The sequence below is a fragment of the Bacillus sp. PSXD-155 genome (genome assembly GCF_049310765.1).
Taxonomy (GTDB): domain Bacteria; phylum Bacillota; class Bacilli; order Bacillales; family Bacillaceae_G; genus Bacillus_A; species Bacillus_A cereus.
The window spans coordinates 17,465-32,497 of the sequence record NZ_JBMOWC010000020.1; the positions used below are offsets into that span (position 1 = coordinate 17,465).

Consider the following 15,033-nt stretch of genomic DNA (forward strand, 5'->3'; position numbering starts at 1 on the left):
TACTTTTGTCGAAACAAGTAGAAATTCTTCTGAATATGCACTATCCTTATCATTCTTTCTATATATCTTTCGACAACTATTTTTGGTATTATTATACATGTCGATTCCACAAAAAAGGCATGCTCCCTTATTGAGAGCATGCCTTTTTTTACTTATTTCACAGTATATGAACCTTGTTCAATCCAGCTATACATATACTTTTCATCTTCTGTTTCATGTGCTTGTTTTACAATACGAAGCGGACGGAATGTGTCTATCATAACAGCTAATTCAAGTGTCTCTTTCTTCCCTATACTTGCCTCTGTTTTCCCCGGATGCGGCCCATGGGGAATTCCGCTCGGATGAAGTGTAATAGAACCTTCTTCCACACCTTTGCGACTCATAAAGTTTCCTTCTACATAGTAAAGAACTTCATCACTATTAACATTACTATGATAATATGGTGCCGGAATTGACTCTGGATGATAATCGTATAAACGTGGTACGAAAGAGCAAATAACAAAATTATGCCCTTCAAATGTTTGATGTACTGGCGGTGGCTGATGAATGCGCCCTGTAATTGGTTCAAAATCCTCTACATTAAATACCCACGGATATAAATAGCCATCCCATCCAACAACATCTAACGGGTGGTGTCCTAAAACATGTTTATGCATATAGCCTCTTGACTTTGTCATTACGACAAACTCGCCTTTTTCATCATAGGTCTCTAATTTTTCTGGACCACGAAGATCTCTTTCACAAAACGGACTATGCTCTAACAATTGTCCATATTCATTTCGATAACGACGCGGCGTTGTAATTTGGCTATTCGCCTCTACAACGAGAAACTTAGTCTCACCTTCATCTGGAATAACACGATAAATCGTTCCAATTGGGATCGTTACATAGTCGCCTTTTCTATAGTGTATCGTTCCAAACATCGTTTCAATTTTCCCTGTTCCATAATGAACAAATAACATTTCGTCGCCATCACCATTACGATAGAAATAATCCATTTTTTCTGTTGGGCTCACTACTCCAATTAACAAATCTTCATTTCCAAGTATGAAATTTCGTCCACTTATTGCATCACCACTTTTTTTATTTTCTTTCGTTCGGAAGTGGCGATGAGAAAGAGCAACATCCTCTTCATACTGCAACTGACAAGAATGCGATAATGCAGAATGACCTACTTCTGTTGGCATATAGTGATGATACAAAATAGACTGCGTACCAGAAAATCCTTTCGTTCCCATTACCTGTTCACGATAAAGCGATCCATCTTTTTTACGAAATTGTACATGTCGTTTATGAGGTAGTTCTCCCATGTGACGATAAAACATGCCCATCACCCGCTTCCTTTTCTTTTTTGATCGTATTACGTAGTGTACCTAAACCAGTAATCGACAGCTCTACAACATCTCCATCTTGTAGCCACTCTTCTGTACCAAGTTCTAAAATACAGCCTGTTCCTACTGTCCCAGAACCAATCACATCTCCTGGATATAACGTCACGTCCTCTGAAGCACGTTCAATCATTTCAGCAAATGTATAGTAAATATCTTGGAAGTTTCCCTTTGATAATAGTTTTCCATTTACATGAGCAGTCATTTCTAAATCATATCGATCACCATTACGATAAACATCTAATTCCTCTTTCGTAACAAGATGTGCTCCTAACGAAGTTGCAAAGTCCTTTCCTTTCGCAGGACCGAGACCTACTTTCATTTCTGTTGCTTGTAAGTCTCTCGCACTCCAGTCGTTCATAATACAATAACCAAAAATATATTCCTCTGCTTGCTCACGAGAAATATTTCGCCCTTCTTTTCCTATTACGCAAGCAATCTCCAACTCGTAATCAAGCTTTTTAGACTTTTTCGGACCAATTACAAAATCACCGGAACCAATTACAGCACGATGATTAGTAAAATAAAAAACCGGAATATCATACCATTCAGGCACAACATCTAGTCCTCTTCGTCCACGAGCTGTTTTTACATGTTGTTCAAATGCGTAAAAATCTCGAATACTACTCGGATTAGGAAGAGCAGCTGTCAATTGTACTTCTTCTAAAGCATATATACCCTTATTTGGATTCTTAATATTCCGCACTACTTCTACATACTCATCCGTTTTCTCTAAAAAAGCCATTATAGAAGAAGGGATTTTCCCTTCACTAGCAAGATTCATATCTATTACTTTGTCACCTTCAAGCCATCCAGCCCGTATTTCTTTTGAAGGAAGACGAAATGTAACAAATTTCATCCTGATTCCTCCTTATAAAAATGAAATTTCCACCAGCAAAGGGACTTTTGCTGGTGGATATAAATCTTATAAGTTTCCGCGACGCTCTTGTTCTCTTTCAATTGATTCGAATAACGCTTTAAAGTTTCCTTCACCAAATCCACGAGAACCTTTACGTTGAATGATTTCAATAAATAAAGTCGGGCGATCTACAATTGGTTTCGTAAAGATTTGTAGTAAGTAACCTTCATCATCACGATCTACTAAGATCTTTAATTCTTTTAATTTATCAATTTCTTCATCGATTTTTCCAACTCGTGCAGTTAACTCATCATAATAAGTATCAGGTGTATCTAAAAACTCCACCCCATTTGCACGAAGCGCTTCAACCGTTTTAACAATATCACTTGTTAATAAAGCAAGATGCTGTACACCAGCTCCATTATAGAATTCTAGATACTCTTGAATTTGTGACTTTCTCTTTCCGTCTGCTGGTTCGTTAATAGGAAACTTAATACGGCTTCCATTTGTCATAACTTTCGACATTAAAGCCGAATACTCTGTACTAATATCATCATCATCAAAATGAATCATTTGTTTAAAGCCCATGACATTCTCGTAATAACTAACCCACTCTTCCATTTTTTCAACATTACCAACTACATGATCGACAGCAATTAAGCCAGACTCTTCAAATGGAATATTAAACTCTACCTTTTGGAATCCTGGCATAAATGCCCCTTTATAATTTTTACGCTCTACAAGCGTATGAATTGTATCACCATACGTACCAATAACTGCTTTTTTCAATGTACCGTCCTCATCTGTTAATTCCTCTGGTGGAGCAATTGCGACGGCACCACGTTTCACTGCTTCTGAGTATGCTTTATCAACATCATCAACAAGTAGTGCCACATCCTTCACGCCATCACCATGAGTCTTTACAAACTCTGCAATACGATTTTCACTACTTAAAGCTCCAGACACAACAAAACGCATATTTTTTTGCACAAGAACATAAGATACCTTTTCACGGTTTCCAGTTTCTAATCCAGAGTAAGCCACAATTTTGAATCCGAATGCTCTCGCAAGATAATAACTCGATTGCTTTGCATTCCCTACGTAAAATTCCAAATGATCTACATCACGTACTGGAAAAAAGTCCTCCATTTGTGCAGCTAGCGTATCCATAGATTTTTGTTTCATAATATCTTCATCCCCCTGTAAATAGATTAAATGGTCCATACTTAAAACCAACCGAAAACGCTTCCAACATAAATAAATAGAAATTAGTTAGCAAGCTAACAAATTCTGACCTTTAAAATTTTCTATCTTTTCTGTCAAATTCCTCTTTTTTTCTTACATATAAAATTCGACTTTTTTCTCTTTAAAATAAAGTGAAACTTTAATCAGCCCTCACCAATCAGGCTTTTACTCAGTGGATTTTTGATTATTCGTTGAATCAAGTTGCAACCGCAGCGTCTAATTAGCCATGGATGCTAAATAATGAGGTAACTTTAATACTTGAAGGTATATAAGAAGAAAATAAAAAAGACTCCAACATATTAACTGCTTACTAATACGTTAGAGTCTTTATTTTTTTTGAATGGTTGTATTTACATATATCATACTAATACACTTGCAAGGAATAGAATAAATGATGTTAATATTACCGCTCCACCTAAGGATCCTAATAAATCCGTTTTTGTTACTTGAAACACTTGTTCACTGTTCATATCCCTCATTCTCCTTCCATTTTTGTTTGATTTAAAACTTCTATTATACTAATACACTTGATAGAAATACGATTAATGCTGTTAATACTACTGCTCCACTTGCTGATCCTACGAAGTCACCTTTTGTTACTTGTAATACTTGCTCTTTCATATCTTTCATTCTCCCTTCTTTTTCTTTTGTTACAAAACTTCTATTATACTAATACGCTTGATAGAAATACGATTAATGCTGTTAATACTACTGCTCCACTTGCTGATCCTACGAAGTCACCTTTTGTTACTTGTAATACTTGCTCTTTCATATCTTTCATTCTCCCTTCTTTTTCTTTTGTTACAAAACTTCTATTATACTAATACGCTTGATAGAAATACGATTAATGCTGTTAATACTACTGCTCCACTTGCTGATCCTACGAAGTCACCTTTTGTTACTTGTAATACTTGCTCTTTCATATCTTTCATTCTCCCTTCTTTTTCTTTTGTTACAAAGTTTCTATTATACTAATACGCTTGATAGAAATACGATTAATGCTGTTAATACTACCGCTCCACTTGCTGATCCTACGAAGTCACCTTTTGTTACTTGTAATACTTGCTCTTTCATATCATTTATCCTCCCTTTTCATAAGTTATCTATATGTAATTTCTAAGAAATGTTTATTTCATAGTTTTTATGTTAACGTTACATTAAATTTGATAACGTAACGTTTGTAACATTAATGTAACATAACTATTGTTACGTTGCAATATAATAACGTGAAATTTATTACACTTTTTTTACGTTTTTTTATAATAATCCCTGAAAACCTTTATTTAATGCGATTTTCACTAAACTCACGTTTGTAACATTCGTGTAATATTACAGTCATAAAGTGAAATATAGTCATCCTCCTCTCTATTTTTGTTACAAACAGTTTATTTAGTGACACTAAACCTATCTAATCTTTACTTACTTTTAATATGAGATAAAATACCGTCTTTCCAAGATAAGTTTATATGTTTCCTCTATATAACTATGTATAATAAAAACAAAGAGGTGGTCATTTTGAAATTAATCGCATTAGATATGGATGGTACACTACTATCATCTAATCTTGAAATCTCCAAAGAAAACCTACAAGCAATCCAAACTGCACAAGAAGCTGGTCATATTGTAATGATTTGTTCTGGTCGTGCGAAAGAGGATGCTTTAAAGCTATTGGAAGAATATAAATTATCTCTTCCAGTCGGAGCAAGCAATGGGGCTATTGTTTATGTGGATGGAAAAGTAATTAACTCTCGTTGTATACAAAACGACAAAGTGTACAAACTTGCAAAATTACTAGAATCTGAAGGTTTCCCATATAAGCTATATACGAATAAAGGCGTTTATTCTCCATATACATGGCAAAATCAAGTGATGCAAGCGTTCGAAGAAAATAAGCATGCGCTCGATGTTACATTAGAGGAGCTTGAACGAATTACAGAAAAGCAAAAAAAATCAAACCTAATTACTGATTTCAAAAAAATAGAAGATGTTGTAAATAACCAAGAACTAGAAATATCTAAATTCTTCATTTCAACATTTAATGCAGCGCATCGCGCACAGCTATTAAGCGTGTTACAAGAAGACGCTGATATTATGGTTACAGCATCAGCTCCTACTAACTTAGAAATTATGGATAAGAATGGACATAAAGGAAACGGGCTACAGCAGATGGCAGCTCATTTTAATATCCCTATTGAAGATACAGTTGCTATTGGTGATAATTTTAATGATGTACCAATGTTAGAAGTAGCAGGCTTATCTGTTGCAATGGGCAACGCTGAAGAAGATGTAAAAAAACTATGTGATGTTGTAACACTAACAAACAATGAACATGGTGTTGCTCATGCAATCGAGCAATTTGTATTGAAACAAACTTCATCTAGTAAATAAAAAAAGGACTCTTTCAAATTGAAAGAGTCCTTTTTTTATACATGATGACAAGAAACAAAATGATTATCACCAACATTACGAAATTCTGGTATTGTTTTTTTACAAACATCTGTTGCAAACGGGCAACGTGTATGAAAACGACAACCCGAAGGTGGACTTGCTGGACTTGGAATATCCCCTTCTAGTATAATTCGCTCTCGCTTCACTGTTGGATCCGGTATTGGAACAGCTGATAACAATGCTTTTGTATACGGATGTAGCGGATTGGTAAATAACTCATCACGCGGCGCCGTCTCCACAATTGTACCTAAATACATAATTCCGATTTTCGTACATAAATGTTCTACTACACTCAAATCATGTGAAATGAATAAATAAGATAATCCCTTTTTCTCCTGTAACTCACTAAATAAATTAATAATTTGTGCTTGGATAGATACATCTAGTGCCGCCACAGGTTCATCAGCTACAATGAATTCTGGATTTAATACCATAGCCCTTGCTATTACGATACGCTGACGTTGTCCACCAGAAAACTCATGGGGATACCGGTCAATATGATAAGGAGCTAAGCCACATAACTCCAATACTTCAATTACCTTTTCACGAACATTTTCTTTCGTCGCTAATCCGTGGGCCAACATCGGCTCTCCAAGCGCTTCACCAATTCTCATTCTCGGATTTAATGAGCTAAATGGATCTTGGAAAACGAGCTGCATATTAGGGCGATGTTTTCTCAATTCATCCTTGGATAAAGAATGAACATCTTTCCCTTTAAACTTCACTTCCCCCTCCGTTTTTTGAACGAGACGTAAAATTGTTTTTCCTATCGTTGTTTTTCCGCTCCCTGATTCGCCAACGAGACCAAACACTTCACCTTTATTAATAGTAAAACTTACTCCATCAACTGCTTTTACATGCCCGATCGTTCTACTAAATATGCCACCTTTAATTGGAAAATATGTCTTTAGGTTTTTCACCTCTAATAATGGTTCACTCATTGTTCCGCACGCTCCTCATATAACCAGCAAGCTACTTTATGATTTTCATCATTTACATTTAGATTTGGGGCTTCTTTTTCACATATTTCCATACAATGCTCACAACGCCCACTAAAGTAGCAAAACTCACCTAAACCAACTAAATTCGGAACTTGCCCTGGAATAGAATATAGTTTATCTATTCGTTTTCCCATTACTGGTTTTGATTTCAACAATCCTTTCGTATAAGGGTGTTTTGGATTTTGGAATATCTCTCGTACTGGAGCTTCTTCAATAACTTTCCCGCCATACATAACGACAACGTAATCAGCCATTTCTGCTACGACACCTAAATCATGTGTAATTAATAAGATCGACGTTTTAAATTCTTCTTTCACTTGTCTTAGTAAATCCAATATTTGAGCTTGAATCGTAACATCAAGAGCTGTTGTTGGTTCATCTGCAATTAATAACTTAGGATTACAACTAAGCGCAACAGCAATCATAATACGTTGTAACATCCCGCCGCTCAATTCATGCGGATAAGAATGAACAATTTCATTAGCACGGGCTATGCCAACTTTACGAATTAACTCAATTGCTTTCTTATACGCTTCATTTTTACTAAGTAATTCATGCTCCCTTAGCGTTTCTACAATTTGCTCACCTACAGTGAAGACCGGATTTAGCGATGTCATCGGTTCTTGGAAAATCATCGCAATATCATTGCCTCGTAAACTACGAAGTTCTTTCTCTTTCATTCCTAAAAGACTTTTTCCTTCATATAAAATGTCTCCACCTACTACACTGCCAGATTCAGCAATAAGCCCCATAATAGATAAAGCCGTTACACTCTTCCCGCAACCTGATTCTCCTACTACACAAACCGTTTCACCTTCTCGAACAGCAAAGCTAACATGGTTTACAGCCTTCACTGTCCCTTCCTCCGTTTGAAAGTGTGTTTGTAAGTCTTTTAGCTCTACTACCGCTCTACTCATACCTTCTCACCTACCGTCTCATCTTTGGATCTAACGCATCACGAAGTGCATCACCAAGTAAATTAATTGATACAACTGTTATAAAGATTGCAAAGCCAGGCGGAATCCATAACCACGGACGCTTTTGGAAATCAATTAATGAGTTAGCTGCGCTAATCATGTTCCCCCATGATGGCGTAGGTGGGACGACGCCGAGACCTAAGTAACTTAGTGCGGACTCACTTAAAATAGATCCAGCCACACCTAGAGTTGCTACAACAATAAGTAACGGAAAGACGTTAGGAATTAGATGATGAATGATTTTCCGAGAATCTTTTAATCCTAATACATCTGCCGCTTGCATAAAGGCTTGCTCCCGCAATGTTAAAATTTGTCCCCTCACAAGACGGGCAAGTCCTGGCCATCCTACTAAACTTAAAATAATCATTACAACATATAAACGGTACTCCGATGGTAATTTCCATTCTGATAAAATTGCTCCCATTATAATAAGTAGTGGTAATCCTGGAATGGACATTAACACATCTGCAACACGCATAATTAAATGATCTACAACTCCTCGATAAAAACCAGCAATTGCTCCTAATAGAGCTCCTAGTATAACGGATAGTAGCATCGACGCTAAACCGATTGTTAATGAAATACGCCCTGCTTGCATAAGTCTAGTTAAAATATCCCGTCCCAACTGGTCTGTCCCAAGCCAATGTGACAGGCTGGGTGGTTTATTAATTTGTGTTACTTGTACTTTCCCATCAGCATACGGTGAAAAGATTGGACCAATAAAACTAAATAAAAACATAAATATTAAAACGTATAAGCCACACAGTGCCATCTTATTTTTCTTGATTTTTTTATACGCTTGGCGCCATGGTGATGATTCATTTCTCTTTTTCCGTTCTTTCTTTTTCTCTATTATAGGTGTAATAGTCTCCATATCTTTCCCCCCTTACTTCAATCGAATTCTTGGATCAACAAACGCATAGACAATATCAGCTAAGAAATTAGCCATAATTGTTAAACAAGAAAGAAACATTGTAAAGGCCATTAATACCGTATAATCACGAAAGTTTAATGCTTCTAATTGAATACTCCCAATCCCTGGCCAATTAAAAATCTGTTCAATAATAATGGCTCCTGAAAATAAACCCGGTAATTCAAAAGCGAGTAATGTAATTGCTGGCAAAATTGCATTTTTCAATGCATGTTTATAAATAACGGTTCTTTCTTTTAAACCTTTTGCACGAGCAGTACGAATATAATCTTGCCTAATAACATCCAACATGCCCGTTCTAAAATAGCGTGTTAACGATCCTACACCAAGAAGCGTTAAAATAAATACAGGTAGAATCATATGACGTAATACTTCTAATATGTATGCTATCCCTGTTGAGTTACTCCCAATATCAATCATGCCACCAATAGGTAATAACTTTAAATCAACTGCTAATAATTTAATTAAAAATAGTCCGATAAAGAATGATGGAAATGACATTGCTGCAAAGACACCGATTGTTACCAATCTATCAAACCAAGAATGCTGCTTTGTTGCAGAAATAACCCCAATAATAAGAGCAATAATCCAAGTGAAAAATAAAGCTGCAGCAGCAACAATAAATGTATTCCAAATGAATTTATTAAGTAATGAAGTTACCGGTTCTTGGTACTGTAAAGAAAATCCAAAATCACCATGCAAAGCATTCACTAGCCAATGAAAATACCTTTCAATAATCGGTTTATTTAAACCGTACAACTCTCTTAATTCTTGAGCTCTCTCTGGTGTTAATTTTGGATTTGAATCGATATAATCACCCGGTAAGAGTGCAAATAAGAAAAAGATAATAATAGACGTACCAAACAATGTAGGAATCATTTGTAGAAACCTACGAATGATATATGTTTTCACCTTTTGTCTCCCCAATCCTATTTACTTAAAAATAGAAGAACATTTTTTCAAAACAGCTACCATTCCATTGCTGTGTGAAAAAACGTCTTCTATTATTTAGGTCAACCCTTATTGTTCAATAGATAACACTGGTAAGTTGGAACTGATGCTATCGTACTTTTCTGGATCAATTCCTTTTATACGTGCATTATGAGCATAAAGTAGTTTACGATAGTTTAATAAAATAACTGGTGGATCATCACTTAACTCTTTATACAGCTCTTTATAAATCGCTTTACGTTTTTCAATATCTGTCGTTCCTATACCTTTTACAATCAAATCATCTACTTTCGGATTATTATAACCCGTATCACTTTTTGGATTAGTTGATAAGTACTCACTTACAACTTCACTTGGATCACTAATTCCTGGTGTTGAAACTGCCGCTAAATCGTAGTCACCTTTTCCTACTTTTGAAAGCATCGTATTAAAGTCCATCAACTCTGGATTTAATTCAACACCAATTTCTTTGTAACTTTCTTTTGCAATTGGAATAAAGATATCATTTGTTTTACCTGTATTTGATGCGTAGTATGTTAATTTTAATTTTTGACCATCTTTTTCACGAACCCCGTCAGAACCTACTTTCCAACCAGCCTCATCCAATAATTTTTTAGCCTTTTCTACGTCGTGCGGATATTTATTAATACCTTCTTCTGTATATGCCCATGAAACTGGAGCAATTGGTACGTTAGCGACAGAGCCATAGCCTTGTAAAGCTGTATCCACATACTTCTTACGGTCTAATCCATAAGTAAGTGCTTGGCGTACCTTTTTATCTTTCAAATACGACTTCTTATTATTTACATAGATATAAGCAATATCACTTGATGATTCAAGATTAATATTTGCAAACTCCAATCCTTTTAATTGGTCTATATTTTCAGGGTTCGCTCTAAATCCACTATAGTCCAGTTCACCTGTTTGGAATAATTGGAATCCAGTATCACCTGATGTGATTTTGTAAATAAAGTTTTTAATTTTTGGTTTACCTGCATAATAATTTTCGTTAGCAACAAAGCGGACTTCTTGACCTGGAACATATTTTTCAAATTTATATGGACCCGCTGCAATTGGTTGCCCATATAATGCTTTTAAATAGTCTAAACTTGTATTTTGTTTATAATCTTTTCCATAATAAGCTTTTGATAGCACTGGGCCACCTAAATTCGTTAGCGCCTGTGAATTAACTTTTTCAGTTGTAATTTTAATTGTCTGTGGATCAACAACTTGGATTCCTTCAATAGAAGTTGCTTTTCCTTCTTTATATTCTTTCCCACCTTTAACAGCATACTGAGCAATATCCAATCCACCTTCATACGCTTTATCATGAAGTAGTGTTAATGTAAATGCTACATCATCCGCTGTTAGAGGCGACCCATCACTAAATTTTAAATTTTTACGTAAATGGAATGTATATGTTAACTGGTCAGCAGAAATATCCCATTTTTCTGCAAGATCCGGAACAGGTTTACTTTGTTTGTCTGTTGTTACTAATGAAGCAAAAATAACCGACGTTACATTTCCATCCCAACCATTATCTTGGAAATACGGAAGGAAAACTCCCCCTGGCTTAGAAATGGCTGTAATGAAAGTATCTTTTCGTTGATTTGCTTTCTCTGGACTTTTCTTTTTATCTGTAGCTGGAATTGATTCAATCTTAGAATCTTTTAAATCCTGCTTTTTTACTGGTTCTGTAGAAGCCGTATCCTCCTGTCCCCCACAAGCAGATAACACAAGCGAACTACTAAGTAATACTGAAAATACACCAGCCCATTTTTTTGTCTTTTTCTTCATTGTCCCCACCCTAACTGTTTAATAGTTATACCCTTTGAACTTATTAGCTTATGTATGCCTCCCACAGCACATTTATAGCCAATCGGAAAAGTCGGTTTTAATCAGAAAAAAATAGATGTTTTTGAGGGGTAACAATCTTATTCCGACCTTTCCGGTAGACTTTATGGTTATTAGCTTATATCGTTCAGTATATTTTGTCAATTCTTTCTAAATAAATATTTTGAGAATTTTTCCAAAATTATCACTCTATTCTTATACTTTAAGAAAACTCAGCTATAATTCGTATTAAAAACTTAAAAATCTACTTCTATTTCTTCAGCATGAAACATAGAATACTAATAACCAATTACCAAAAAGGGGGCGAAAATATGGACAACCTATTCCAATACGTCCTGCACTACGTATTATTAACAATTATGATAGTCGGGGCGCTATTACTATTCCCGTTCTTCCCAAAGTTCGTCCTCTTTTTAGCTTTTTTTATCATGCTCGGGATCGCTATTATAATTTCAACAAGAGAAGATGCCACGCAGAAAGAGAGCAGAGTTCAGCGCGTAAAGCTGTAACTTTGCTCTCTTTTCGTTTTCAATCACTAGTCTCTGTTACACATATTTATCCCGCTATTTGCCGGGCAGTAACCCCCCCACTGATTAAAGTTTCACTTTATCTCTCGGGAAATAATTAGCCTTTGTTTTTGTGATTACTCCTATTGAAAGGCCACTAATGACATTTATTTTTCACCTTATCATTTCATACGCTTCACAAGCTATGCAAATTGAGGAACACGGATTTATCTAAGTTACTGTTTCACGTGAAACACATCGCTTCATTTAATCTTTAAAGCAAAATATCATTATGAAAAAGCCACTTCCTCCAACAAAACTGAAAGGAAGTGGCTTTCTACTCTTTACTCCACAATATTCTCTAACTCACTATATAACTTCGCTCGTAACAACTCTTTCATCGTTTTTTCCTCATATAATTTTTCAAGTCTTTCAGCATCAGCTACATGTTCCATTTCACATTCTATTGCATATATATCTTCTTCTACATGCATTAACTCATTTTCAATCTCTTCAAGATTCCTAGCTTTTTTCTCTTTTACTGGAACCATTTCAACACTCTTTCTCCCTTGGCGTTTTTGCTTTATTACTTGCTTCTCAAGCTTTTCTTCCCATTTTTGACGAGCCCATGCATAGTTTCCTGCAAACTCAAATAATTTACATTCATCAATCCAGTACGTCTTTTCAAATAACTTATTTAAAAAATAACGATCATGTGAAACAGCTAGGATTGTTCCATTATATTGCTCAAGGGCTTCCTCTAAAACTTCCCTTGATTCAATATCAAGATGGTTTGTCGGCTCATCTAGAATTAGAAAATTGATGTCTTGATACATAAGTTGCGCAAGTCTTAACCTCATTTTTTCTCCACCGCTCAGTTGCGTTACTTTCTTAAATACTGCTGGACCATAAAATAAAAACTTAGCCAATATATGTCTTGCTTCTCCTTCTGTTACAGCTACATACTCTCTAAACGCTTCCAATACATTACTCTTCACATTTCCATACGTATGCTGTGATAAATAACCAATCTTGACACTACTACCAATTCGAATTTCACCAACGTCTGGATTTATTTCTTTTAATAGTAGTTTTAATAATGTAGTCTTTCCTGTACCATTACGACCAACGATAGCCGCACGCTCTTGAAAACGAACATGTAAATTCGCTTGTTCAAATAAAGGTCGGCCAGCAAAACCTTTACTCACTTCTTTCATTACAACAACATCTTTCCCGCTTCTCTCTTGCCCTTCAAACTGAAGACCCATCTGTTTTCGTTCTAAAATTGGCCTCTTTAATTTCTCTATACGTTCTAACGCACGTTCCATATTTCTCGCTCTTTTATGCAATCCTTCATTCGGAGGGTTCGCTTGATTTGCCCATTCACGTAGACGCTTAATTGCTTCTTTCATTTTCTTTATTTTCTTTTGTTGCTCCTGATAAGCTTGAAACTCTTGAAGTAATCTTTCTTCCTTCTCCTCAACGAACTGAGAATAATTCGTATGGTACACGTGAATCTCTCCATCTTCCAAATCAAAAATTTTCGTTACAACTTCATCAAGGAAATAGCGATCATGTGAAATAACCATAACTGTTCCAGTGTATTCTTTTAAAAATTGCTCTAACCATTCAACTGCAAATAAATCTAAATGATTTGTTGGTTCATCTAATAGAAGTAAATCTGGTTTCTGCAATAGCATATATGCAAGGCTTACTTTCGTCTGTTCTCCTCCACTTAATTCTGTAAATACTCTTGAAAATAAGTCTGTCACTTGTAAGCCATTTGCTACCTTCATTATATTTGCTTCTATTTCATAACCACCAAGAAACGCAAATTTTTCTTGAATGACTCCGTACCTCTCCATTAGCTTTTCCAAAGCAGATTGTTCCTGTTCCACCGCCATATTTTTTTCTAAAGCATGCATTTCTTTTTCTAATTCCTTTTCTACTTTAAAAGCAGAACTCAATACATCATATACAGTCATAGCCTCATCAAACTTCAGAATTTGTGCGACATGACCAATACGTGTACCTTTCTTCATATGAATGGCTCCTGCATTCAAACTCTCCATTCCCGTTAGAAGCCCAAAGATTGTTGTCTTCCCACTACCGTTACGACCAACTAATCCAACACGTTCACCATTCTTTATTTCAAGCGATATATTTTCAAATATAGTGTTTCCACCAAAAGATTTCGTTACATTATTCACACTACAAATAGTCATTTTCCGTACTCCTTTCAATATAAAAAACCATGAGAAAGAAACATTCCCCATGGTTTTCGGCATAGAAAAAGGAAGCCAAATAGCTCCCTTTTCACACGTTTATTAAAAATGGGTGAAGAGATTTCTATCGTTCAATAGTCACTATGCAATTGTTAAAAAAGGGCATACGTATCCCGTTAACAACTACATCATGAAAAATCGCACGACAAAAATAGATAAAATCTAAAAATTTGGCACGTGCAGCTAAAGAACGTTTCATCTCATTCACCCCTTTCGTACGGAATTTAATACTTACTTCTTTATTATACTTTCCAATTTCATGTTTGAATAGTCATTTTTCTGAAAATAATGAAGATAGACTAAACATTTCAATAAGTGACATCAAATCTTACAAAACTGTTATGTTCACGTAATGGAAAGCGATAGTACGAAAAGATGCCTCCCTATACAATAAAGATGTAAACAAGAGAGACAAACAAAAGGAGGAAACAAACATGATGAAAGAAATCGTAAAAGCAATCTTTGAGGTATTAGTGAACGGACAAGCAGTTGTAAAAGAACTAAATGAACTATAAAAAGGAGTGAAGAAATATGATGAACATGGTGAAAATGATTTTACACGCTTTAGTCGATGCAAAAGCAGTTAGC

Annotated in this window: 17 protein-coding genes; 2 read left to right on the forward strand and 15 right to left on the reverse strand. The window is 35.5% G+C overall.

Features of this window, described 5'->3' with window-relative positions:
• Positions 1-152: 152 nt before the first annotated feature.
• The 8 genes from ACO6VI_RS20815 to ACO6VI_RS20850 all read right to left on the reverse strand — a co-directional run bounded on the left by ACO6VI_RS20815 (position 153) and on the right by ACO6VI_RS20850 (position 4,566).
• A complete protein-coding gene (locus tag ACO6VI_RS20815; RefSeq protein ID WP_014481934.1) occupies positions 153-1,325 on the reverse strand; it encodes a homogentisate 1,2-dioxygenase in 1,173 nt (390 codons plus the stop codon).
• Entirely contained in the window at positions 1,291-2,247 is a 957-nt protein-coding gene (locus ACO6VI_RS20820; protein ID WP_000673993.1) for a fumarylacetoacetate hydrolase family protein, read from the reverse strand. Before ACO6VI_RS20820 ends, ACO6VI_RS20815 begins: the two co-directional genes overlap by 35 nt.
• Positions 2,248-2,313: 66 nt before the next feature.
• Positions 2,314-3,432 (reverse strand): 4-hydroxyphenylpyruvate dioxygenase, encoded by a 1,119-nt coding sequence (hppD, locus tag ACO6VI_RS20825; protein ID WP_000810920.1) that lies wholly within the window; start codon positions 3,430-3,432, stop codon positions 2,314-2,316.
• Positions 3,433-3,851: 419 nt separating this feature from the next.
• Positions 3,852-3,962: a DUF3948 family protein gene (locus ACO6VI_RS20830; RefSeq protein WP_001083691.1), complete on the reverse strand. Its 111-nt coding sequence runs from the start codon at positions 3,960-3,962 to the stop codon at positions 3,852-3,854.
• 43 nt (positions 3,963-4,005) lie between these two features.
• On the reverse strand, positions 4,006-4,113 hold the full coding sequence (locus tag ACO6VI_RS20835; protein WP_000664237.1) for a DUF3948 family protein: 108 nt from the start codon (positions 4,111-4,113) through the stop codon (positions 4,006-4,008).
• A gap of 43 nt (positions 4,114-4,156) precedes the next feature.
• Positions 4,157-4,273 (reverse strand): DUF3948 family protein, encoded by a 117-nt coding sequence (locus tag ACO6VI_RS20840; RefSeq protein ID WP_000654250.1) that lies wholly within the window; start codon positions 4,271-4,273, stop codon positions 4,157-4,159.
• 34 nt (positions 4,274-4,307) lie between these two features.
• On the reverse strand, positions 4,308-4,424 hold the full coding sequence (locus ACO6VI_RS20845; RefSeq protein WP_000654250.1) for a DUF3948 family protein: 117 nt from the start codon (positions 4,422-4,424) through the stop codon (positions 4,308-4,310).
• Between the two features lie 34 nt (positions 4,425-4,458).
• Positions 4,459-4,566, reverse strand: coding sequence for a DUF3948 family protein (locus tag ACO6VI_RS20850; protein ID WP_000664237.1), 108 nt, complete (start codon positions 4,564-4,566; stop codon positions 4,459-4,461).
• 441 nt (positions 4,567-5,007) lie between these two features.
• On the opposite strand from ACO6VI_RS20850, the gene ACO6VI_RS20855 reads away from it, so the two are divergent.
• Positions 5,008-5,880: a Cof-type HAD-IIB family hydrolase gene (locus ACO6VI_RS20855; protein ID WP_422423974.1), complete on the forward strand. Its 873-nt coding sequence runs from the start codon at positions 5,008-5,010 to the stop codon at positions 5,878-5,880.
• 35 nt (positions 5,881-5,915) lie between these two features.
• Here the strand turns inward: ACO6VI_RS20855 and ACO6VI_RS20860 are convergent, their stop codons facing one another.
• The 5 genes from ACO6VI_RS20860 to ACO6VI_RS20880 all read right to left on the reverse strand — a co-directional run bounded on the left by ACO6VI_RS20860 (position 5,916) and on the right by ACO6VI_RS20880 (position 11,597).
• Positions 5,916-6,881 (reverse strand): ABC transporter ATP-binding protein, encoded by a 966-nt coding sequence (locus ACO6VI_RS20860; RefSeq protein ID WP_063546235.1) that lies wholly within the window; start codon positions 6,879-6,881, stop codon positions 5,916-5,918.
• Positions 6,878-7,858 carry an ABC transporter ATP-binding protein gene (locus tag ACO6VI_RS20865; RefSeq protein WP_063546233.1) on the reverse strand — a complete coding sequence of 327 codons (981 nt, stop codon included), beginning with the start codon at positions 7,856-7,858 and terminating at the stop codon, positions 6,878-6,880. Before ACO6VI_RS20865 ends, ACO6VI_RS20860 begins: the two co-directional genes overlap by 4 nt.
• A 10-nt stretch (positions 7,859-7,868) precedes the next feature.
• The gene (gene opp4C, locus ACO6VI_RS20870; protein ID WP_000447957.1) at positions 7,869-8,792 is read right to left on the reverse strand and encodes an oligopeptide ABC transporter permease; all 924 of its coding nucleotides are present in this window, start codon (positions 8,790-8,792) and stop codon (positions 7,869-7,871) included.
• 12 nt (positions 8,793-8,804) lie between these two features.
• The gene (locus tag ACO6VI_RS20875; protein ID WP_000860687.1) at positions 8,805-9,761 is read right to left on the reverse strand and encodes an ABC transporter permease; all 957 of its coding nucleotides are present in this window, start codon (positions 9,759-9,761) and stop codon (positions 8,805-8,807) included.
• Positions 9,762-9,869: 108 nt separating this feature from the next.
• Positions 9,870-11,597: an ABC transporter substrate-binding protein gene (locus ACO6VI_RS20880; protein WP_000730676.1), complete on the reverse strand. Its 1,728-nt coding sequence runs from the start codon at positions 11,595-11,597 to the stop codon at positions 9,870-9,872.
• A gap of 368 nt (positions 11,598-11,965) precedes the next feature.
• On the opposite strand from ACO6VI_RS20880, the gene ACO6VI_RS20885 reads away from it, so the two are divergent.
• Positions 11,966-12,163, forward strand: a complete 198-nt coding sequence (locus ACO6VI_RS20885) for a hypothetical protein (protein WP_000369254.1) — start codon at positions 11,966-11,968, stop codon at positions 12,161-12,163.
• Between the two features lie 341 nt (positions 12,164-12,504).
• On the opposite strand, the gene abc-f is transcribed toward ACO6VI_RS20885, so the two are convergent.
• On the reverse strand, positions 12,505-14,436 hold the full coding sequence (gene abc-f, locus ACO6VI_RS20890) for a ribosomal protection-like ABC-F family protein (RefSeq protein WP_422424007.1): 1,932 nt from the start codon (positions 14,434-14,436) through the stop codon (positions 12,505-12,507).
• A 73-nt stretch (positions 14,437-14,509) separates the two neighbouring features.
• Positions 14,510-14,644 carry an RAxF-45 family protein gene (locus ACO6VI_RS20895; RefSeq protein ID WP_000830643.1) on the reverse strand — a complete coding sequence of 45 codons (135 nt, stop codon included), beginning with the start codon at positions 14,642-14,644 and terminating at the stop codon, positions 14,510-14,512.
• Between the last annotated feature and the right edge of the window lie 389 nt (positions 14,645-15,033).